This is a genomic window from Arthrobacter sp. PsM3, assembly GCF_030433895.1.
Lineage (GTDB): Bacteria > Actinomycetota > Actinomycetes > Actinomycetales > Micrococcaceae > Arthrobacter.
In genome coordinates this window covers 58,285-78,494 of the sequence record NZ_JARUXE010000010.1, presented here as the reverse complement: position 1 = coordinate 78,494, position 20,210 = coordinate 58,285, and the positions used below count along the sequence as shown (strand labels likewise).

Below are 20,210 nucleotides of genomic sequence, written 5' to 3'. Positions count from 1 at the left end.
CTCAGCGTACGCCGCCCATGAGCTTCTTGATCGCCGGCGAGGCCGCGGCCAGGCCGACGGCCAGCAGCATGGCGGTGCCGCCGATGCCGACGAAGTACGGCAGCTCATCCGCCGGGTTGTACAGGCCGGACAAAATGCCGGCCAGCGTGGTGCCCAGGGACACCGAGAGGAAGAACAGCGCCACCATCTGGGTGTGGAAGGCCTTCGGAGCCAGCTTGGTGGTCACGGACAGACCGATGGGGGACAGGAACAGTTCCGCGAGGGTGAACAGGAACAGGATCCCCACCAGGGCCAGCAGCGGGGTCTTGCCGTCCCCGGCCAGCGGGATGAAGGCCAGGAATGCCAGTCCCATCACAAAGAGGCCGATGGAGAACTTCAGCGCCGAGCCCGGCTGCTTGCGGCCAAGGCGGGTCCAGAGGGCAGCCATGACGCCGGCGAAGATGATGATGAACACCGGGTTGATGGACTGGACCCAGGCGGCCGGCATTTCCCAGCCGAACAGGTTCCGGTCCAGCTTCTCCTCCGAGTACACGGCGATGAAGGTGAACTGCTGCTGGAACAGTGCCCAGAATGCGGCGGAGGCGATGTACAGGGGGATGAATGCGGCCACGCGGCGGCGTTCTGTGCCGTCGACCTTTTTGCTGCTGAAGATCAGGGCGAAGTAGAGCACGGATACGCCGATGGCCGCGTAGGCCATGGACATGGCCAGGTTCCCGGCATTGACGATGCCGGTGGCCAGCAGCACCGCGATCACGGCGGCGATCGCCCCGAAGCGCAGGCCGTACCTGGTGCGCTCGTCGGCGGGCAGGGGGTTGTGGACCCGGTGCGCGTCCTCGGGCAGGTTCTTGCGGCCGAGCGCGTAGACGACCAGGCCCACGGCCATGCCGACCGCGGCGGCGCCGAAGCCCCAGTGGAACCCGTGGCTTTCCTGCAGCCAGCCGGTGACCAGCGGGCCGATCAGCGCGCCTGCATTGATGCCCATGTAGAAGATGGAGAAACCGGCGTCGCGGCGTTCATCCTTCTCCCGGTAGAGGCTTCCCACCAGGGCCGTGGCGTTCGCCTTCAGGCCGCCGGAGCCGATGCCGACCAGCACCAGGCCGGCGATCAGGCCGGGGATGCCCGGCAGGGAGGCGAGGGCGATGTGGCCGGCCATGATCAGGATCGCGGAGCCGAACAGCACCTTTTCGGAGCCGAAGAGCCGGTCCGCGAGCCAGGCGCCGAGGATGGTGGAAAGGTAGACGCCGCCGCCGTAGGCGCCGACGAGCCCGGCGGCCAGGCCCTGCTCAATTCCCAGTCCGCCTTCGGCGGCTGTGAAGTACATGTAGTAGAGCAGGATCCCCTGCATGCCGTAGAAGGAGAAGCGCTCCCACATCTCTACGGAGAAGAGGCTGGCCAGCATCTTTGGGTGGCCAAAAAAGGAAGTGTCGCCCGGCGTTGTAGCGGGGGGCGTGGATAAATGAGTAGTGCTCATTTACTTAATGCTGACAGTGTGACGCGGGATTGTCACATTCGCGGCGCCCCGGGCCAAGCCATTCGCAGGGTGTTTGCCCGCCGCTTCCACCCCCGTTGCCCTGTCAGTTGATGCTGCCACCGACGCCGAATGGCAGCCACAAGTGATAGCGCAAGCGGGAGTGGCGGTGCCGCGGGGCTGCCGCCGGGGCTAGCCGGCGTCGAACATGATGACCTGGCGGACCGCTTTCCCGTCGGCGAGCTGGTCCATGGCCTCGTTGATGTCCGCCAGGGCGATGCGCGCCGTGATCAACTCCTCGACCGGCAGTTTTCCCTCGCGCCAGAGCCGGGCGTACTTGGGGATATCCCGGGACGGCACCGCGGAGCCAAGGTAGCTGCCGACGATGGTCCGGGCCTCGGCGGTGATGGTCAGCGGCGAGATCTGGGCGCGTGCGTCCGGGTGCGGCAGGCCCGCCGTGATCGTGGTGCCGCCCGCCTCGGTTGCGGCGAAGGCGGTTTCGAAGGCGCGGGGGTTCCCGGCGCATTCGATCACGTACCTGGCCTTGATGCCCTGTTCGAGGACCTGCTGCGGGGTGTAGGTTTCGTGGGCGCCCAGCCGGGCGGCGTGCTCCAGCTTTTCCTCCAGCGTGTCCACCGCCACGATCCGCGAGACACCCTGGGAGATCGCCGTGATCAGCGCGGCCATGCCGACCCCGCCGAGCCCCACGATCATGATGCTGTCGTGCGGCCGCGGCCGGGCGGCGTTCAGGACGGCGCCGCCTCCGGTCAGCACGGCGCAGCCGAGGACGGCGGCGACGTCCGCCGGGATGTCGTCGCCGACCAGGACCGCCGAGGCGCGGTCCACGACGGCGTGGGTGGCGAAGCCGGAGACGCCCAGGTGGTGGAAGACCTTTTCGCCGTTGCGGTCAAGGTGCATGGATCCGTGCAGGAGCGTGCCTTCGCCGTTGCTCTTCGAACCCGCTGTGCAGGGGAGCCGTCCGTCAGCGGCGCAGTTCGTACACTGTTCGCAGCGCGGCAGGAAGGACATGACGACGCGCTGGCCCGGCGCAAGGTCCGTGACGGACGAGCCCACCTCGACGACGCGTCCGGCAGCCTCATGCCCCAGCAGCATCGGCACCGGGCGCACCCGGTTGCCGTCCACGACGCTGAGGTCCGAGTGGCAGATGCCGGCGGCCTCGATCCGCACGAGGATCTCGGTCGGCCCCGGGCCTTCCAGGTCCAGTTCGGAGATGCTGATGGGCCTGGAGTCCGCGTACGGCCGGGGGCGGCCGATTTCCTCAAGTACTGCGCCGGTGATCTTCATTGATCCCTCTCGTGGGAAGTTTCCAGACTGGACATGTCCTGACCTTGCTCAGCTAAACCGTATCCGCACCGGCCCCCGAAATCATCCACATCCCGTGGGTCGCAGGGTCAGCACCCCAGCTGGGTGGCCAGCTGCAGCAGCAGTGCCTCGGAGCCCATCGGCCCGATCAGCTGTACGCCCATCGGCAGCCCGGCACCCCCGGGCCCGCCGGTCCAGTGCACCGGGATGGTGATTGCGGGCAGCCCGCACACGTTGACCATGGACGACCAGGGTGCGTACTCGCATTGCTTGCGGTAATCGCCGTCGGCATCTCCCGTCCATTCGGCCGCAGGCCAGTAGCCGTCGCCGTGGGACGCGCCGGTGAACCAGCCCACCGGGCGGGGCGTCTGGGCCAGCGCGGGCATCAGGATCAGGTCGAAGGCGGCGTACTGGGCGATGGTGTCGCGCCGGAACAGGCGCAGGAACCCGAGCGACTCGGCGAGTTGCGCCGGTCCGCGCTGCTGCGCGCGGCGCCGGAACGTGCGTGTCAGCGGGGTCAGGAGCGCCTCGCGCTGGGGAACGATCCGGGCGTCCCCGACGGCGGCGGTCCAGGCTGTCGTGAACGCTGCCGGGTATCGGTTGTCGTAGCGGATGGACGCTTCCGAAATTTCGTGGCCGGCTGCCTCCAGCCGCCTGATGCCTTCGGCGAGGGCATCGAGGGCCTCGCGGGCCGGGGTGAAGGGGAAAATCGTCTGCCACGGGCTGTCCAGGCTGACTCCGATCCGCAGCCTGGGCGGGTCCTGCCGGGCGAGCTCCAGGTAGCTGGCAGCCGGGACCCCGGGGCTGCCAGTCCCGGCCGGGCCGGGGACCAGCGCCGCCGGCACCAGCGCATCGAGCAGCAGCGCAGCGTCCGCGGCGGAACGGGCCATCGGCCCGGACACGACCAGGCCCGCGGGGTCGCCGGTGCTTTCGCCCGCGGGGGCCAGACCCCGGCCGGGCTTCAGGCCCACGAGTCCGCAGGCGGCGGCCGGAATGCGGACAGATCCGCCGCCGTCGGAGCCGGGGGCAAAGGGAACCAGCCCGGCGGCCACCGCTGCGGCGCTGCCGCCGGAGGAGCCTCCCGAGCTCCGGCTCAGGGCGTGCGGGTTCCGTGAGGGCGGCGCGATCCGGTTCTCGCTGTACGCCGTGAGGCCGAACTCTGGAACCTGGGTCTTGCCCAGCGAGACCACGCCCGCACTCTTCAACGTCGCGACGATGGCGCTGTCGGCCAGGGCTGGCTTGTGGTCCAGGGCGGCGCTGCCGTGGGTGGTCACGACACCGGCGACGTCCGTCAGGTCTTTGAAGGCCACCGGCACGCCATGCAGCAGCGCCAGCCCGGTCCCGTCCCGTGCGGCCCGGGCGCGGGACTTGTCCGCCGCGGCCGCGTCCAGCTGGGCCTGCTCCGCAGTGATGGTGATAAAGGCGCCCAGTTGCCGGTTCTCGGCGGCGATGCGGTCCAGGAAATGCTCGGTGGCCTGCCTTGCGGACAGCTCGCCGGAGCGCAGGGCGTCGCGCAGCCCCACAGCGGAGAGTTCATGGATCTCAGCCAAGGGAACGCGGCCCCGTTTCCCCGGCCGTCCGCTTCGCGGGACATGCCCAGCGGCGGTGCCGGCGGGTGGACATAGTGGCCTTGTGCCCATTCCTGGGCGCAAGGGGAGGGCATGTCCGGCGGGGGGAGGCAGTGCCGTCGGCGGGACATGTCCAGTGGCGGCGCCGGCGGGTGGACATGGTGGGATTGTGCCCATTCCTGGCGGCAAGGGGAGGGCATGTCCGGTGGGGGGAAGAGCGGGGACTTGCCGGAATCGTGGGCCGGTCAGTTGCCGTGGATCTCCTTTGCGCCATGCCAGAAGCGTAACCTGCTGCCGGGTAAGGGTGCGGTGCCGGTGGCTGGCGATACGCTGGAGGCAGACCATGCATTCTGCGGAAGGGACGACTATGAGCGACTTTGACACCGTGACCGTGTCCGACATCCCTGAAGGGGCCACGATCCTCGACGTCCGCGAAGACTACGAGTGGGCCGCGGGCCACGCGGCCGGAGCGCTGCACGTCCCCCTGGACCAGCTCCCGGCCCGGCTCGGGGAACTCGACCCGGACGAGGACCTCTACGTCATTTGCCGGACCGGCGGCCGCTCCTTCCGCGCCACCCAGTGGCTCTCCGGCCAGGGGTATTCCGCCCTGAACGTCGCCGGCGGCATGGACCAGTGGCTGGAAACCGGAATGCCGCTGGTGTCCGACAACGGACTCAAGCCCGTCATCCTGTAGTTGAAGAAAGAAGCGCCGATGCCCGCCTCACCCGTCACGTACACCTTCCTCGGACCCGCGGGAACCTTCACCGAGGCGGCCCTGATGCAGGTGCCCGACGCGGCGCAGGCCATCCGCGTTCCAGCCTCCAACGTCAACACGGCGCTGGACAAGGTCCGCGACGGCTCGGCTGACGCGGCCATGGTGCCGATCGAAAACTCCGTGGAGGGCGGCGTGACGGCCACCCTGGATGCGATCGCTACCGGACAGGAACTGCGGATCCTGCGCGAGGCCCTCGTGCCGATCAGCTTCGTGCTGGTGGCCCGGCCCGGGACCCGGATCGAGGACATCCGCCGGATCTCCACCCACAGCCACGCGTGGGCGCAGTGCCGGCTCTGGGCCGACAACACCATTCCGGATGCGGAATATATCCCCGGATCCTCGACGGCCGCGGCGGCGATGGGCCTGCTGGAAGGCGACATCCACTACGACGCGGCAATCTGCGCCCCGATTGTGGCCGCCAAACAGCCCGGGCTCGTGGTGCTGGCGGAGAACATCGGCGACAACCCCGGTGCGGTCACGCGTTTTGTGCTCGTCGGCCGGCCCGGGGAGCTGCCGGAGCCCACGGGCGCGGACAAGACCACCGTGGTGGTTCCGCTGCCGGAAGACCGCCCCGGCGCGCTGATGGAGATCCTGGACCAGTTCGCCACCCGCGGCGTGAACCTCAGCCGGATTGAGTCGCGGCCGACCGGCCAGTACCTCGGCCACTACTTCTTTAGCATCGACGCCGACGGCCACGTGGCCGACGCACGCATGGCGGACGCCCTGGCCGGCCTGCACCGGATCAGCCCGGCCACCCGCTTCCTGGGGTCCTACGGCCGGGCCGACGGGCACCGCACGGTCGTGGAGCCGCACACCTCGGACCAGGCATTCCGGGCGGCGCATGCCTGGGTAAAAGACATACTGTCGGGGGCATCCGTGGTGCCGGAATATATGTCCAAGGCTTCGCCCACAGCGTAGACAAATGCCACATCCGGCACTTCCGCCCCATGGAAACTGTGCGTATGCTTGCCTGATCCATATTGGGGAAGTCCTCTACCGAGGGAGCAGGTCATGGCAGATACCAGCCTAGAAAACGACGGCCAGGGAATGATCGTGAATCCCAAGCCGACCGCAGACAATCAGGACTGGGACGGCGACGACGCCGACCGTGCAGACCGGCTGCGCTTCGAGGAGGAGCAGGCCATGATCCGCGAGCAGTCCGAAGCGCGCGCCGCCAAGGCCGCCGCGGAAGCGAAAAAGTCTGCGGATGCGGCGAAGGCAGCCTCCAAGAAGGAAGCCAGCGCCTAATCTCCCTCGGTGCCGTCCTTGACCCGGACGAGCAGCGAGCCGGGGGCAATCTGCACGGTGACCTTCGTGGCGGGGCCGGTCGGATCGCCGTCGACCTGTGTGGGCATAGGCTCCGCGCAGCGGATGGTGATCTTGCCGGAACGGTAATACGTCATCACCGGCAGGTTCCTCTTGTGCTTCAGCACGATCTTCCAGTACATCGCCAGCCAGCCGATCGCGCTGCGCGGACTCATCACCACGACGTCCAGCATGCCGTCATCGATCATCGCCTGGGGGATGAAGTCGATCCCGCCGGGGATCAGTCCGCAGTTCGCGAACAGCACGCTACGGATCTTCCGGCTCTGTTCCGGCTGGTCGTCCAGCGAGATGGACACCTTCTTGCGGCGCCCCGGGAGGTGCCGCACGCCGGCCTCGGTGTAGGCCAGCCAGCCCACAGCCTTTTTGAGGCCGTCATTGGTGTCACCCACAACCTCGGCGTCCATGCCTATGCCGGCGATGACCAGGAAGGTGTGCTCCGCGGACTTGTTCGTGCGGGAGTTCTCCACCCGCATCCGCGCCGTGTCGATGAAGCGCTGGTGGCCGAACAGCGCGGTCTGGACACTCCCGTGCAGGTCACCCAGATCCAGGTGGATGTTGCGGGCCAGCAGGTTGCCGGTGCCGAGCGGGATCAGGCCCATGGCGATGTCCGTGCCGGCGAGGATGTCAGCCACCACCCGGACAGTGCCGTCGCCGCCGCCCACAAGCACGACGTCGGCGCCATACTCCACAGCTGCCCGCGCCTGTGAGAACCCGGGGTCCTCGGCGGTGGTGTCGAAGAACCGCGGGGGCACCCAGCCTGCCGCGGAACAGGCACCTTCAATCATGGTGCGGGCCTCATCGGACCGGGACTTGATCGGGTTCATCACCACGGCCACCTTCTGCTGGCCCAGCCCCGGACTGTGGGTTTCCTCCCACACGGCGCTGCGCGTGTGCCTGGCCTTGAGCTTGCGCACTCCCCACCAACTGGAGACGGCAAACGCCAGGACTCCAGCGATGACGAGGTAAAGCATCCAGTCGCGCATTGTGCTCCCACACTATCCCGCCGGCGGCCGGAGCCCGGATTGCCCGGGAACGGCGGCCGGATTGGATAGTCTTGTCAGGTGATCGACGTAAAAGACCTCAGCGAAAATCCGGACAAGTTCCGGTCCAGCCAGCGCGCCCGCGGCGCCGATGAATCCGTGGTGGACGCGATCATCGTCGCGGACTCGGCCCGGCGCGCCGCCCTGATCCGCTTCGAAAACCTGAGAGCCGAGCAGAATGCCTTCGGCAAGAAGGTGGCGCAGGCCAAGGGCGAGGAGAAGCAGGCCCTGCTGGCCGAGGTTAAGGTCCTCGCGGGCCAGGTCAAGGCCGCCTCCGCCGAGGCCGACGTCGCGCAGGCCGCCCATGAGGAATTGCTGCGCGGCATCCCCAACCTCATCGAGGACGGCGTCCCCGAGGGCGGCGAAGACGACTACATCGTGGTCAAGACCGTCGGCACCCCCCGCGAGTTCACCGGCTTCGAACCCAAGGACCACCTGGAGATCGGTGAGCTGATCGGCGCCATCGACATGGAACGCGGCGCCAAGGTGTCCGGTTCGCGCTTCTACTTCCTGCGCGGCGCCGGCGCCAGGCTGGAAATGGCGCTCCTGCAAATGGCCATGGAGCAGGCCATCGACGCCGGCTTCGTGCCCATGATCACCCCGACACTGGTGCGCCCGGAAACCATGCAGGGCACCGGTTTCGACGTTAAACACGACGCCGAGATCTACCGCCTCGCCGAGGACGACCTCTACCTCGTGGGCACCTCGGAAGTGGCCCTTGCCGGCTACCACGCGGACGAGATCCTCGACTTCTCCGCCGGCCCGATCCGCTACGCCGGCCAGAGCTCCTGCTACCGCCGCGAGGCAGGCTCGCACGGCAAGGACACCCGGGGCATCATCCGGGTCCACCAGTTCAACAAGGTGGAAATGTTCGTTTACACCAACGTTGAGAACGCTGCGGCCGAGCACGCCCGGCTGCTGGCCTGGGAAGAGGAGATGCTGGCCAAGTGTGAACTGCCCTACCGGGTGATTGACACCGCCGCCGGAGACCTCGGCAACTCCGCCGCCCGCAAGTTCGACTGCGAGGCCTGGGTTCCGACGCAGGGCGCCTACCGCGAGCTCACCTCGACCTCCAACTGCACCACGTTCCAGGCCCGCCGGCTCAACATCCGCGAACGCGTGCTGAACGAGGACGGGGCCCCCAAGGGCACCCGCGCCGTCGCCACGCTCAACGGCACCCTCGCCACTACGCGCTGGATCGTGGCCATCCTGGAGCACCACCAGAACCCGGACGGCTCCGTCAACATCCCGAAGGCCCTGCAGAAGTACCTCGGCGGTATGACGGTCTTCCCCGTCATCTGAGTCTTCGTCCGTCAACAGCTGTTCACCCCGGGTTCACCGCGCGCTGTGGCCTGCGTCCTAGCGGCGGTCGGGGGTGTCTGCTCTACTTGTGAGATGACAACATTGACTGAAACCTCAGTCGCTGGCAACGATGACCGGCGAGACAACAACCAGAACTACCCCACCACCACGGCCCACAAGCTGATGGTCGCGCTCGACGTAGACGGCACCCTCGTCGATCACGACGGACACATGTCCGTTCCCGTCCGCGAAGCCGCCCGCGACGTCGTGGCTGCGGGCCACCACGTCACCATCGCAACCGGCCGCTCCCTGAACGCGACGCTGCCGATCATCGAGCACATCGGGATCGAAAACGGCTACGCCGTGTGCTCCAACGGCGGTGTCACCCTGCGCCTCGACTCCAGCCTGTCCGACGGCTACGAGATCGTGCACAAGGCCACCTTCGACCCGGGCCCCGCGCTCCGCGCCCTGCGCAAGCGGCTGCCCTCGGCCAAGTACGCCCTGGAGGACGAGGACGGCAACTTCCTCTCCACCGAGCGCTTCCAGGACGCGAGCTTTGGCGTGGAGGCAATCGGCGTCGACTTCCAGACCATGCTGGACGCCACCGCCGTGCGCGTGGTGGTCTTCAGCGCCGAGAACACCCCCGAGGAGTTCAACGCGGCGATCCGGCACATCGGCCTCGCCGGGGTGACCTACTCGGTGGGCTGGACGGCGTGGCTGGACATTGCAGCGGCCGGCGTCACCAAGGCCAGCGCCCTCGAGCACCTCCGCGGCCGGCTGGAGGTCGAGGCGCACCGCACGGTCGCCGTCGGCGACGGCCGCAATGACATCGAGATGCTCGGCTGGGCGGCCCGCGGCGTGGCCATGGGCCAGGCGCCCGAGGAAGTCATCGCCGCCGCAAACGAGGTCACCCACTCCGTTTTCGACGACGGCGCCGCCCACGTGCTGCGCAGCCTGCTGCTCTAGGACCGCAGGAAGACCGCGGGTCAGCGCACTTCGAGGATCAGGCCCAGCAGCCTGGCCGCGGCGGGCCGCGCGGCGTGTTCCTCGTTCCATTGCGCCCGCGCCACGGCCTTGCTGACCGCTTGGGTGGTGATGCCGAGTTCCTCGGCCACCGCCTTTTGCTGCCCGCGGACCCCGGGGGTCAGCAGGTCAAGTACCCGCCATTCCGCGGGGCTGCGGTCGTGCACGATGTGGCCCAGCAGCCGCAGCACCGCCTCGGACTCGGCGGCGAGATCGGCCTGCGGGCCCTCCACGGCCACCGGGATCCGGTCTTTGCCGTTGCGGAGCCGGTCGACGGCCCGGCGGGCGTAAATCAGCCCGTGGCCGGTGGCGTCCTTGATCTGGTTCGGCAGGGGTTCATTGACCGGCCCGACGCCGATGCCGACGTACCAGCTGCCGGTCCGCAGCGCGATCATTGCCGCATCGACGGCCTGCCGGGGGCTGTCCACAATGCCCTGGACCTCGTCCTCCACGGAGCGGTCGAAGTCGAGGCGCGCCGGGATGTGCCGCAGGTCCTTGAGGAGCTGCGGCACGCAGTCGCCGTCGCGCCTGCTGTCTGTTTGGTTGATAGTAAGCGTGAACATTCTGGATCCACACTACCCGGTGGTCAGATGCTGGCAAATGCGCTTGTCCAGCCCCGTCAGCTGACTAATGACGGGCGGCGGAAGCGCTGATTAGGGCGGCCCGGGCAACCTGCGGCGGGCGCGTTTTCCATGCCCGGCCTGGATGCTTCGCCAGTCTTGCACGATGCGGGCACGTACCCATGCCCGGGGGAAATGGCAGCGGGGTGTCTACCGCCAGGTGGCGTTGAGCCCGTCCAGGCCGCCGGCGGGCAGATGGATCCAGCCTTCGGTCCGGGCTGCTTTGGCGTGGCCGTCATCGGGGCGGAGGGTCTTCCCGAGGGCGACGGCCCGTGCGGTGAGGGAGGCGATGAGCGCGTCGAACATGTCATCGGAGCCGGCGAGCTGGTCATCGAATCCGGCCAGGTCCAGCCAGGGTGCAGCCTTCGTGAGCGCGTCAAGGACCAGGGCCAGCCGCTCCTTTTCCGTGCCGCCGCGGCCCTTGTAGCCGCGGGCCAGCAGGCCCCAGGATTTCAGCGAGGCCGCCGGGTAGACCTCGGCCAGCCTACTGCTGCCGTCCCTTGCCTGCGGGCCGTGGTCCCGCGAGATCTTTGCCTGGATCACGGCGCACCGCATGGCCGGGTGGGCCAGCCGGTCGGCGGAGACGCTGAGCGGGATCAGCCCGGTCGCGGCGGTGACGAAGCGGTCGGTGTCCCGGTAGGCCAGGAGCCGGCGGCCTTCGATTCCGTCGAAGTCCAGCACGGGGTGCGTGTCAAAGGCCAGGTGCCCGGCAAGAAACGGCAGGAAAGCGTCCGGCCAGCCGACGGGGCAGTCGATGCCGGTCATGTCACTGGAGCCGAAGAGCCGCACAATCTCCTCGTCGCCGACGCCGAGGACAAGGTGCGCCAGGCGGGCGGTGCCGTCGCCCCATTCGATGACGGCGGCCGCGGTCTTCTTGGCGGCGGCGGCGAGGTCGACGCCGAGGGTCCTCACCGGGGTCCGCCGGGGACGGTGGTCGGGGACAACGGGCAGGCCATCAGCCGGTCACTCAGCTCCGACCGAATGGTACCGAAGGGCACCAGGAATCCCTCCCCGGCTGTCCAGGCCTGCCCCGGAGGCGAAGCGCGCCCAGACGGCGCGGAGGGCCCGGCCCTGCGCATCGATTTCCTCCCAGCTTGCGCCCGCGAGCAGCCCCGCTCCCGCCCAGGTCTTTTTGTCCCCGAACAGCAGCGGCAGGTCCACGGTGTGCGCGGCCCCGTAAAAGTTTCCCGGCGCTGCCCAGGACAGCACGTAGCTGTAGGCCGTGCCGCCTGCCCGGGTGTGCCGCCGGGCGAACTTCCTCGCGGACCGGCCATACACCGCCTCCGTCACGCCCCAGTTGATGGCCCTGACGGCGGCGCCCCCGAGCACCGGAACCCTGCCAAGGCGGCTGACGGCCTGGTTGCGCGGCAGGAACATCCGCGCCTCCTCGGAGGTGTGCCCGATCAGGACCTCGATCTCCGGGGCCGTGGCGTTCCAGGCGTCCTCTATGCCCGATTCCGGCGGCAGGGGGGAGTGCCCGTACTGGGTGCCGAAGGGCATGGCGGCGATCAGCCCGAACTTCCGGGCAACTTGCGACACGTGCTCCTCGGCGGCAACGACGTCCATGGCCGGGGTGTCTTCGGTGACAGTTTCCGCAGCGATTCCCATGGCTCTGCTCATCTTTTCCCGGCCCCGGGTGATGCCCAGGGGTGCGCTTTGAATGATGGCGCGCTGGAAGAGGGCGGGGGCTTCGGGCGTCGCCATCAGGTGGGCGACGGCGTCGCCTCCGGCGGACTGCCCGAAAGCGGTGACGTTTCCGGGATCCCCGCCGAAGGCGCCGATATTGCGCTGAACCCAGCGGAACGCCTCGAGCTGGTCAAGCAGTCCGAGGTTCGCGGGCCGGCCGGTGCCGGTGGCGAGGTAGCCGAACAGGCCCAGGCGGTAGGTCACGGACACGACGATGACCCGGTTTTCGGCGACGAGGGCTTTGGGATCGAAGATCGCCAGGTCGCCGGAACCGGACGTGTAGGACCCGCCGTGCAGCCACACCATCACCGGGACCCGCTCGCCGTCCTCGAGGCCGGCCGGCATGGTGATGGAGATCCGCTGGCAGTCCTCGCTGCCGGGAAGTTCCCCGTAGCGCGTGCCCAGGATGTCGTCCAGGAACGGCACCGGACCCTGCGGGCAGGCCGGGGACAGGGACGTCGCCGCGAGGACGCCGGTCCGGTCGGGGGCGCTCACTGGAGGCTGGAAACGGCCCGCGCTGGCGTAGGGGATCCCGGTGGCGCGGACAACGTCACCATCCCGCCATCCAGTGATCGGACCGCAGGGAGGATTGAAGGCAGGCGCAACGTTCATGGGCTAACGATTTCACACATTCCTGACCCGCCACTGACGACCCCCGCCCCGTTAAACAGCAACGCGGGGTCACATACGGCCCATATCCGGGGTCCGGATGGGCGGTAAGTGACCCCGCGTTGGAGGGGCTGGGTGGGCGGGGAGGTTAATGCGTGTGGGGAACGTAACGCTTTATGGATGCCTCGAGCTCGGCCTCGGCGGCGGCGCGGTCGCCCCAGCCCTCGGCCTTGACCCACTTGCCCGGCTCCAGGTCCTTGTAACGGGTGAAGAAGTGCTCGATTTCCTTGATCAGGAATTCGCTGACGTCGCTGATCTCGTTGATGTGATCGAAGCGGGCGTCGACCGGAACGCAAAGCACCTTGGCGTCGCCGCCGCCGTCGTCGGTCATGTTGAACACGCCGATGGGGCGGGACTCAACGATCACGCCGGGGTGCAGGTCGAAGTCCTGCAGCAGCACCAGGGCGTCCAGCGGGTCGCCGTCCTCACCCAGGGTGTTCTCGAAGTAGCCGTAGTGCGTCGGGTACTGCATGGAGGTGAACAGGACGCGGTCCAGGCGGACGCGGCCCGTTTCGTGGTCGACTTCATACTTGACTCGTGATCCCTTGGGGATCTCGATGGTCACGTCATGCTTCATGGACTGCTCCTCGACGGTTTTCAGGGATGCGCGGCACACACAAAAGGCTGCCGGTGCCGCCGACTACTATTGAGGATATAGCGAGAGGCCCTGGTTTCAGGAACTAGTGGGGACATTTCAGGACTAAAGGACCAGCAGCAGCATGAAACGCAGAACGAGCCGCCCGGGCGCGGACCCGGCGGCCGGGCCGTTGCGGCGGAGCCTCCCGCTGCTGCTCCAGGCCCTGCTGGTTGTGGCGCTCACCCTTCCCGCCGGCTTCGCGGTCGCGCCGGCCTTCCTGGGCCCCGGCCCATCCAACGCCCCCGCCCCCGGGGCCCCGCCCTGGCAGCAGGTCCCCGGCACGCTGGCCCCCCGCGACGGCGCGGCGGCCGGCAGCGCCCCGGACGGCATCGAACCGCTCACCGGCTCGGCCCCGGTCCCGGCGCCCGGGTCCCTGGCGGCCCAGCTCAACGAAACCCTGAAGGTCGACGGCGCCGGAAGCTTCACCGGCGTGGTGCAGGACGCCCTCACCGGAGAGGTCCTCTTCGACCGTTCCGGCGACACTGCCCGCGTTCCCGCCTCCAACATGAAGCTCCTCACGGCCGCCGCGGCCCTGCGCACCCTCGGGCCGGAGCGCCGCTTCAGCACCAAGGCCGTGGCAGGGGCCGTCCCCGGCTCGGTCATCCTCACCGGCGGCGGAGACGTGCTCCTCGGCGCCGGCGAATCGGCCCCCGGTGCTGTGCTGGGCCATGCCGGGCTCGCCAGCCTCGCGCAGTCGACCATCCACGCACTGCAGGCCGACGGCGTCTCCGTCCCCTTGACGGTGCTGCTGGACGACTCCCTGTTCACCGGCTCTGCGCTGAACCCGGCCTGGAATCCGGAGGATGTTGCCGCCGGCGAGGCGGCACCGCTGTTCCCGCTGGCACTGAACTCGGCCCGCTTCGACCCGGGCACGACCACCGGTCCCCGCCCCCAGGACGCCGCGATGAGCGCGGCCGAGGCGTTCTCGGCCGCGCTTTCGACCGCGGCCGCCGCGGCCGGCATGACGGTGGCACCCGGGATCGCGCGCGTTCCGGCCGGAACCGGCACACCCGACGGCGGTACCCGGGTCCTGGCCGAGGTCCAGTCCGCCACGGTAGGCCAGCAGGTGGACCTGCTCCTGCGCACCTCGGACAACTACCTCGCCGAAACGATGGGACGGATGGCGGCGCTCGCGGCCGGGAAACCCGGCAGCAACGACGGCGCCGTTGCGGCCGTGCTGCAGCAGCTCGAGGAACTGAAGATCCCCACCGCCACCCTGCGCGCCGCCGACGTCTCCGGGCTGGCGCTCGCCAACCAGGTCTCGGCCCGGCAGCTCGCCGAAGTCGTCCGGGCCATCACGTCGGGCGCGGACACCCGGCTGCGCGCAGGCCTTGCCGGATTCCCGGTCGCAGGGCTCACCGGAACGCTGGGGGACCGGTACGCCGACGCGGCCACCTCCCGCGGCGCGGGGCTGGTCCGGGCCAAAACCGGCACCCTGAACACCGTGATCGCCCTCAGCGGCTATGTGGTGGACGCCGATGGCCGGCTCCTGGTGTTTTCCTTCATCGGCAACGGGCTGACCCCGGGGGCCGCGAACAAGGCCGCCCTGGACCGCACCGCCTCCGTTCTGGCCGGCTGCGGGTGCCGCTGACGGCCGCAGCCCGGTTTCCCCGTTCGCCGCCCGACGAATTTAAGGCGGATTGCCGGGCCCCTGTGGTCTGATGGAGCCTATGGAGTCCTCTGCCGGCGAGACATCAGCCCAAGCCCAAGCCCTTATCAACTGGGAGCTTGCGGCATCCACCGCAGCCCGCCTGACACCTGCCGGGCCCACCCTGGGGACGGCGGAGATCGGCGCCGCCGTGGACAACCTGCGGCTGATGGCGGACATTTCCGTGCCGCACGTCCACGACATCACCGGCCTGGAGGCCGCCCGCGACCTCCGCGATTCCTCCGTCCTCGTCGTGGACCGCGCCTCCTGGTCCAAGGCCAACACCCAGAGCTTCGCCGTGATGCTCAAACCCGCGATGGAAAAGATGCTCGAGAGCCGCCGCGGCACGCTGAACCCCGGTGCGGCCAGCATCAGCGGTGCCATCACCGGCAGCCAGCTCGGCGCCATCCTTGCCTTCCTGTCCAGCAAGGTCCTGGGCCAGTACGACCCCTTCTCCGCGCTCGCGGAGAACTCCACCGCCCCCGCTGGCGGACGCCTGCTCCTCGTGGCCCCGAACATCATCTCCGTCGAACGGGAAATCAACGTCGAACCGGAAGATTTCCGGCTCTGGGTCTGTCTCCACGAACAGACCCACCGGGTGCAGTTCGCCGCCGCGCCCTGGCTGCGGCACCACATGCTGGACGAGATCGACAACCTCAGCGGCCAGCTGCTCGGCAATGTGGACTCCCTGATGGAGCGGGCCTCGGCTGCGGCGAAATCGCTCAAGGACCGCACGTCGTCGGGGACTGCCCCGAGCCGGGGAGCTGTCCTTGACCTGCTGCAGAACCCTGAGGAAAAAGCCGCGATCTCACGGCTGACCGCACTCATGAGCCTGCTCGAAGGGCACGCCAACGTGGTGATGGACGCCGTCGACGCCAGCATCGTGCCGTCCGTAAAGACCATCCGGCAGCGCTTCAACTCACGGGGCCAGGACCGCGGTGTGATCGAAAAGTTCATCCGCAGCCTGCTCGGACTGGACGCCAAGATGCGCCAGTACAGCGACGGCTCCAAGTTCGTCCGCGAAGTCGTGGCCGTGGCCGGCATGGAGGGTCTCAACAAGGTCTGGGAGTCTGTGGACCACCTGCCGAGCGAGCCCGAAATCCACGATTCAAAGCTTTGGCTCGAACGGATGGGGCACTAGTTTCCGTGACTGCCCGCCCCCTCTCCAGCGGACGACGCCGGCCCGGCCGGCTGGCGCCCGTCGTCGGCACAGCGCGGAAAATGCTGCAGGACGCCCTGGCGGCTGCAGGCTACCCGGAACGGGTGCTGGTCGCCTGCAGCGGCGGACCTGACTCGCTGGCCCTCGCTGCCGTCGCCGCCTACTTCGCCCGCCGCGGGCACGTCGACGGACACCCCGTCTCCATAGGTGCCGTCGTCGTGGACCACCAGCTGCAGCCCGGCTCCGCCGGGGTAGCTGCGGCCACGGCGGCGGCCCTGCAGGAACTGGGGCTCTCGCCCGTGCAGATCAGGACCGTCGACGTCGCCTCGACCGGCATGGGGCCGGAAGCAGCTGCCCGGGATGCCCGCCACGCCGCCCTGGACGCGGCGGCGGATGACACCGGCGCCGGGGCAATCCTGCTCGGCCACACCCTGGATGACCAGGCCGAACAGGTGCTGCTGGGACTCGCGCGCGGCTCCGGAACCCGGTCCCTGGCGGGGATGCGGCCCGCCCGCGGCCGCCTGCTGCGGCCCTTCCTGGGGCTGCGGCGCGCGGACACCCTCGCGATCTGCGAGGTCGAGGGCCTCGAACCCTGGCACGACCCAAGCAACGCGGACCCTTCCTTTGCGAGGTCCAGGACCCGCGTGGAAGTGCTGCCGCTGCTGGAGGCGAACCTTGGTCCCGGGGTGGCCGAATCGCTTGCCCGGACGGCCGCCATCCTGCAGCTGGACGCCGACTACCTCGAGGACGTGGCGAATGACACCTTCCTCCGGCTGAGGGAGCTCTCCGGCGCCGCGATCAGCCTCCCGGAGGAAGCCCTGCGCGAACTGGCACCGGCCGTGCGGTTCCGGATCATCGCGAAAGCCGCGGCCGCCGTCGGAGGCCAGCAGCCCAGCTACCAGCGCCTGCTGGCCGCCGAGGCGCTGCTTCGCCGGCACGGCTCGGCGGGCCCCGTGGAGCTTCCCGGCGGAGTCAGCGTCTACCGGCTCTCGCTCGCGCAGCTCCTCGCCGAAGGTCAGCCCGGCCCCGGCAGTGTTCCCCGTGAAGCGGCCCGCTGTGGGAAGCTTGTATTCCGGCCTCAAAAACCGCCCAAAATATAGTCGCCCCCGCATCTACACAGGAGTTATTGGTGGATTCAAACGACGTCCAGTCAGATCTCAAGCACGTTCTGTACTCCAAGGAGCAGATCCAGTCTCGGATCACCGAACTCGCTGCCCAGATCGACAAGGACTACGAAGGCCGTGATCTGCTGATCGTCGGCGTGCTCAAAGGCGCTGTGATGGTCATGGCCGACCTCGCCCGCGCCCTGCACAGCCACGTCTCGATGGACTGGATGGCGGTCTCGTCCTACGGTTCCGGCACCCAGTCCTCCGGCGTGGTCCGCATCCTCAAGGACCTCGACACGGACCTCATGGGCAAGGACGTGCTGATTGTCGAGGACATCATCGACTCCGGCCTGACCCTGTCCTGGCTCAAGACCAACCTGGAATCGCGCGGCACGGCCTCGGTGGAGATCTGCACCGCGTTCCGCAAGCCCACGGCCGCCAAGGTCAAGATCGACGTCAAGTATGTCGGCTATGACATCCCCAACGAGTTCGTCGTTGGCTATGGCCTGGACTACGCCGAGAAGTACCGCAACCTGGACTTCGTCGGCACCCTGGCACCGCACGTCTACGAATAGCGGACAGCCGCAGGGCCCGGCAGGACAGACCCGGCCCAGGTCCGGGGCAGGGCCGGTCCTGCCCTGCCCCGCTACGCCCTCAGGGAACTTTTGGTCCGCACCGTGCGTGAGTTACTGCGACGGTGTATAGCTAGAAGCTGATGCAGCACCACACGCGCGCAGATCGGTCGCCGTGCAGCACTACCAGGAGGGACGGGGCCTGCCCCGAACAGATGAAAGCTAAGAGTTTCTTCAAAGGCCCGGGCATCTGGATTGTCGTAGTTATCGGCATGCTCCTGCTGGCCTTTGCCACCCTGTCGCCGGGCGGTTCCACCCGGATCGACACCGACAAGGGTCTCGCGCTGCTGACCGATGGCGGCAAGGTTGAACAGGCAAAGATCTTCGACGCGGAGAACCGCGTGGATCTGGTCCTGAAGGACAACCTGCAGATTGACGGCCAGGACAAGGGCAAGAACATCCAGTTCTACTACGTCAATGCCCGCGCCGCTGATGTGGTCCAGGCCGTCACGGACGCCAAGCCCCCGAGCGGCTACACGGACCAGCCGATCGAGAACAACTGGCTCTCCGGACTGTTCTCCCTCCTGATCCCGGTCCTGCTCCTCGGTGTCCTCTTCTGGTTCCTGCTCTCACGCATGCAGGGCGGGGGCTCCAAGGTCATGCAGTTCGGCAAGTCCAAGGCCAAGCTGGTTAATAAGGACATGCCCCAGGTCACGTTCGGCGACGTCGCCGGCGCGGACGAGGCCGTCGAGGAACTCGAAGAAATCAAGGAATTCCTCCAGGAACCGGCGAAGTTCCAGGCCGTTGGCGCCAAGATCCCCAAGGGTGTGCTGCTCTACGGCCCTCCCGGCACCGGCAAGACCCTGCTGGCCCGCGCCGTCGCCGGCGAAGCCGGTGTCCCGTTCTTCTCCATCTCCGGTTCCGACTTCGTGGAAATGTTCGTCGGCGTGGGTGCCTCCCGTGTCCGCGACCTGTTCGAACAGGCCAAGGCCAACGCCCCGGCCATCATCTTCGTGGACGAGATCGACGCCGTCGGCCGCCACCGCGGTGCCGGCATCGGCGGCGGCAACGACGAACGCGAGCAGACGCTCAACCAGCTGCTGGTTGAAATGGACGGCTTCGACGTCAAGACCAACGTCATCCTGATCGCCGCCACCAACCGCCCTGACGTGCTGGACCCGGCGTTGCTGCGCCCGGGCCGCTTCGACCGGCAGATCTCCGTCGAGGCCCCCGACCTGATCGGCCGCGACCAGATCCTAAAGGTCCACGCCAAGGGCAAGCCGATGGCTCCCGGCGTCGACCTGAAGGCCGTGGCCAAAAAGACCCCCGGGTACACCGGTGCGGACCTGGCCAACGTCCTCAACGAGGCCGCACTGCTGACCGCCCGCTCCAACGCCAACCTGATCGACGACCGCGCCCTCGACGAGGCCATTGACCGTGTGATGGCCGGCCCGCAGAAGCGCAGCCGCGTCATGAAGGAACACGAACGCAAGGTCACCGCGTACCACGAAGGCGGCCACGCGCTCGTCGCCGCGGCGTTGCGGAACTCGGCCCCGGTCACCAAAATCACCATCCTGCCCCGCGGCCGCGCCCTGGGTTACACCATGGTGGTCCCGGAGAACGACAAGTACTCCGTGACCCGCAACGAGCTGCTGGACCAGATGGCCTACGCCATGGGCGGCCGCGTCGCGGAAGAACTCGTCTTCCACGACCCGTCCACCGGAGCCTCCAACGACATCGAAAAGGCCACCGGGATCGCCCGGAAGATGGTCACCGAGTTCGGCATGAGCGAACGGGTCGGCGCGGTGCGCCTCGGCCAGGGCGGCGGCGAGCCTTTCCTGGGCCGCGACGCCGGCCACGAGCGCAACTACTCCGACCAGATCGCCTACATCGTCGACGAGGAAGTGCGCCGCCTCATCGAGGGCGCCCACGACGAGGCCTACGCCATCCTGGTGGAGAACCGCGACGTCCTCGACGAACTGGCGCTCGAACTGCTGGAACGCGAAACGCTGAACCAGGCCGAGATCGCCCAGGTCTTCACCAACATCCGGAAGCGCGATTTCCGCGAGATCTGGCTCTCCAAGGAGACCCGCCCGATCCAGGAGATCGGCCCGGTGGAGTCCCGCCGCGAGAAGGCGGAACGCGAAGCGCAGGAAGAGGCCAAGGAAGCCCGCCTCGAGGAACCGCTGGACACGTTCCCGCCGCACGCCCAGGGCGTCTCCGGACAGGAGCCGTTCCAAGGCGGTGTAACGGATCTCGGGCCTGACGGCCATCCCGGCTAGGCTTCT

The 20,210-nt window shown here is 68.4% G+C and carries 18 protein-coding genes; 10 read left to right on the top strand and 8 right to left on the bottom strand.

The features are described 5' to 3' along the window. Position 1: 1 nt before the first annotated feature. The 3 genes from QCD75_RS07300 to QCD75_RS07290 form a co-directional block, all read right to left on the bottom strand. The gene (locus tag QCD75_RS07300) at positions 2 to 1,471 is read right to left on the bottom strand and encodes a peptide MFS transporter (RefSeq protein ID WP_301227126.1); all 1,470 of its coding nucleotides are present in this window, start codon (positions 1,469 to 1,471) and stop codon (positions 2 to 4) included. Between the two features lie 189 nt (positions 1,472 to 1,660). Further along, on the bottom strand, positions 1,661 to 2,773 hold the full coding sequence (locus QCD75_RS07295; protein ID WP_301227124.1) for an alcohol dehydrogenase catalytic domain-containing protein: 1,113 nt from the start codon (positions 2,771 to 2,773) through the stop codon (positions 1,661 to 1,663). A 107-nt stretch (positions 2,774 to 2,880) separates the two neighbouring features. Beyond that, entirely contained in the window at positions 2,881 to 4,341 is a 1,461-nt protein-coding gene (locus QCD75_RS07290) for an amidase (protein WP_301227122.1), read from the bottom strand. A 385-nt stretch (positions 4,342 to 4,726) separates the two neighbouring features. Between QCD75_RS07290 and QCD75_RS07285 the strand changes: the two genes are divergently transcribed. The 3 genes from QCD75_RS07285 (at position 4,727) to QCD75_RS07275 (ending at position 6,382) form a co-directional block, all read left to right on the top strand. Next, the gene (locus tag QCD75_RS07285) at positions 4,727 to 5,053 is read left to right on the top strand and encodes a rhodanese-like domain-containing protein (RefSeq protein WP_301227120.1); all 327 of its coding nucleotides are present in this window, start codon (positions 4,727 to 4,729) and stop codon (positions 5,051 to 5,053) included. An 18-nt stretch (positions 5,054 to 5,071) separates the two neighbouring features. Then, positions 5,072 to 6,052 carry a prephenate dehydratase gene (gene pheA, locus QCD75_RS07280; protein WP_301227118.1) on the top strand — a complete coding sequence of 327 codons (981 nt, stop codon included), beginning with the start codon at positions 5,072 to 5,074 and terminating at the stop codon, positions 6,050 to 6,052. A gap of 93 nt (positions 6,053 to 6,145) precedes the next feature. Then, positions 6,146 to 6,382: a hypothetical protein gene (locus tag QCD75_RS07275; RefSeq protein ID WP_301227116.1), complete on the top strand. Its 237-nt coding sequence runs from the start codon at positions 6,146 to 6,148 to the stop codon at positions 6,380 to 6,382. On the opposite strand, the gene QCD75_RS07270 is transcribed toward QCD75_RS07275, so the two are convergent. Further along, a complete protein-coding gene (locus QCD75_RS07270; protein ID WP_301227114.1) occupies positions 6,379 to 7,443 on the bottom strand; it encodes a diacylglycerol/lipid kinase family protein in 1,065 nt (354 codons plus the stop codon). The two genes, QCD75_RS07275 and QCD75_RS07270, sit on opposite strands and share 4 nt — an antisense overlap. Before the next feature lie 78 nt (positions 7,444 to 7,521). On the opposite strand from QCD75_RS07270, the gene serS reads away from it, so the two are divergent. Then, on the top strand, positions 7,522 to 8,802 hold the full coding sequence (gene serS / locus QCD75_RS07265) for a serine--tRNA ligase (RefSeq protein ID WP_301227112.1): 1,281 nt from the start codon (positions 7,522 to 7,524) through the stop codon (positions 8,800 to 8,802). A gap of 93 nt (positions 8,803 to 8,895) precedes the next feature. Continuing rightward, positions 8,896 to 9,768, top strand: a complete 873-nt coding sequence (locus QCD75_RS07260) for an HAD family hydrolase (RefSeq protein WP_301227110.1) — start codon at positions 8,896 to 8,898, stop codon at positions 9,766 to 9,768. A 20-nt stretch (positions 9,769 to 9,788) separates the two neighbouring features. Here QCD75_RS07260 and QCD75_RS07255 read toward each other — a convergent pair whose 3' ends face one another. The 4 genes from QCD75_RS07255 to QCD75_RS07240 form a co-directional block, all read right to left on the bottom strand. Then, the gene (locus QCD75_RS07255) at positions 9,789 to 10,388 is read right to left on the bottom strand and encodes a MarR family transcriptional regulator (RefSeq protein ID WP_301227108.1); all 600 of its coding nucleotides are present in this window, start codon (positions 10,386 to 10,388) and stop codon (positions 9,789 to 9,791) included. 207 nt (positions 10,389 to 10,595) lie between these two features. Then, positions 10,596 to 11,357 carry a DUF429 domain-containing protein gene (locus QCD75_RS07250; protein ID WP_301227106.1) on the bottom strand — a complete coding sequence of 254 codons (762 nt, stop codon included), beginning with the start codon at positions 11,355 to 11,357 and terminating at the stop codon, positions 10,596 to 10,598. Between the two features lie 51 nt (positions 11,358 to 11,408). Next, entirely contained in the window at positions 11,409 to 12,743 is a 1,335-nt protein-coding gene (locus tag QCD75_RS07245; RefSeq protein ID WP_301227104.1) for a carboxylesterase family protein, read from the bottom strand. A gap of 145 nt (positions 12,744 to 12,888) precedes the next feature. Then, positions 12,889 to 13,377 carry an inorganic diphosphatase gene (locus tag QCD75_RS07240; RefSeq protein ID WP_301227102.1) on the bottom strand — a complete coding sequence of 163 codons (489 nt, stop codon included), beginning with the start codon at positions 13,375 to 13,377 and terminating at the stop codon, positions 12,889 to 12,891. Positions 13,378 to 13,519: 142 nt separating this feature from the next. On the opposite strand from QCD75_RS07240, the gene dacB reads away from it, so the two are divergent. From dacB to ftsH, 5 genes are all read left to right on the top strand, one after another. Further along, positions 13,520 to 15,028 carry a D-alanyl-D-alanine carboxypeptidase/D-alanyl-D-alanine endopeptidase gene (gene dacB, locus QCD75_RS07235; protein ID WP_301227100.1) on the top strand — a complete coding sequence of 503 codons (1,509 nt, stop codon included), beginning with the start codon at positions 13,520 to 13,522 and terminating at the stop codon, positions 15,026 to 15,028. Positions 15,029 to 15,107: 79 nt separating this feature from the next. Then, positions 15,108 to 16,226, top strand: a complete 1,119-nt coding sequence (locus QCD75_RS07230; protein ID WP_301227098.1) for a zinc-dependent metalloprotease — start codon at positions 15,108 to 15,110, stop codon at positions 16,224 to 16,226. Between the two features lie 80 nt (positions 16,227 to 16,306). Next, positions 16,307 to 17,344, top strand: a complete 1,038-nt coding sequence (gene tilS, locus QCD75_RS07225; RefSeq protein ID WP_301227234.1) for a tRNA lysidine(34) synthetase TilS — start codon at positions 16,307 to 16,309, stop codon at positions 17,342 to 17,344. Between the two features lie 29 nt (positions 17,345 to 17,373). Continuing rightward, the gene (gene hpt / locus QCD75_RS07220) at positions 17,374 to 17,925 is read left to right on the top strand and encodes a hypoxanthine phosphoribosyltransferase (RefSeq protein WP_226760873.1); all 552 of its coding nucleotides are present in this window, start codon (positions 17,374 to 17,376) and stop codon (positions 17,923 to 17,925) included. A gap of 212 nt (positions 17,926 to 18,137) precedes the next feature. Then, a complete protein-coding gene (gene ftsH, locus QCD75_RS07215) occupies positions 18,138 to 20,204 on the top strand; it encodes an ATP-dependent zinc metalloprotease FtsH (protein ID WP_301227096.1) in 2,067 nt (688 codons plus the stop codon). The last annotated feature ends 6 nt before the right edge of the window (positions 20,205 to 20,210 follow it).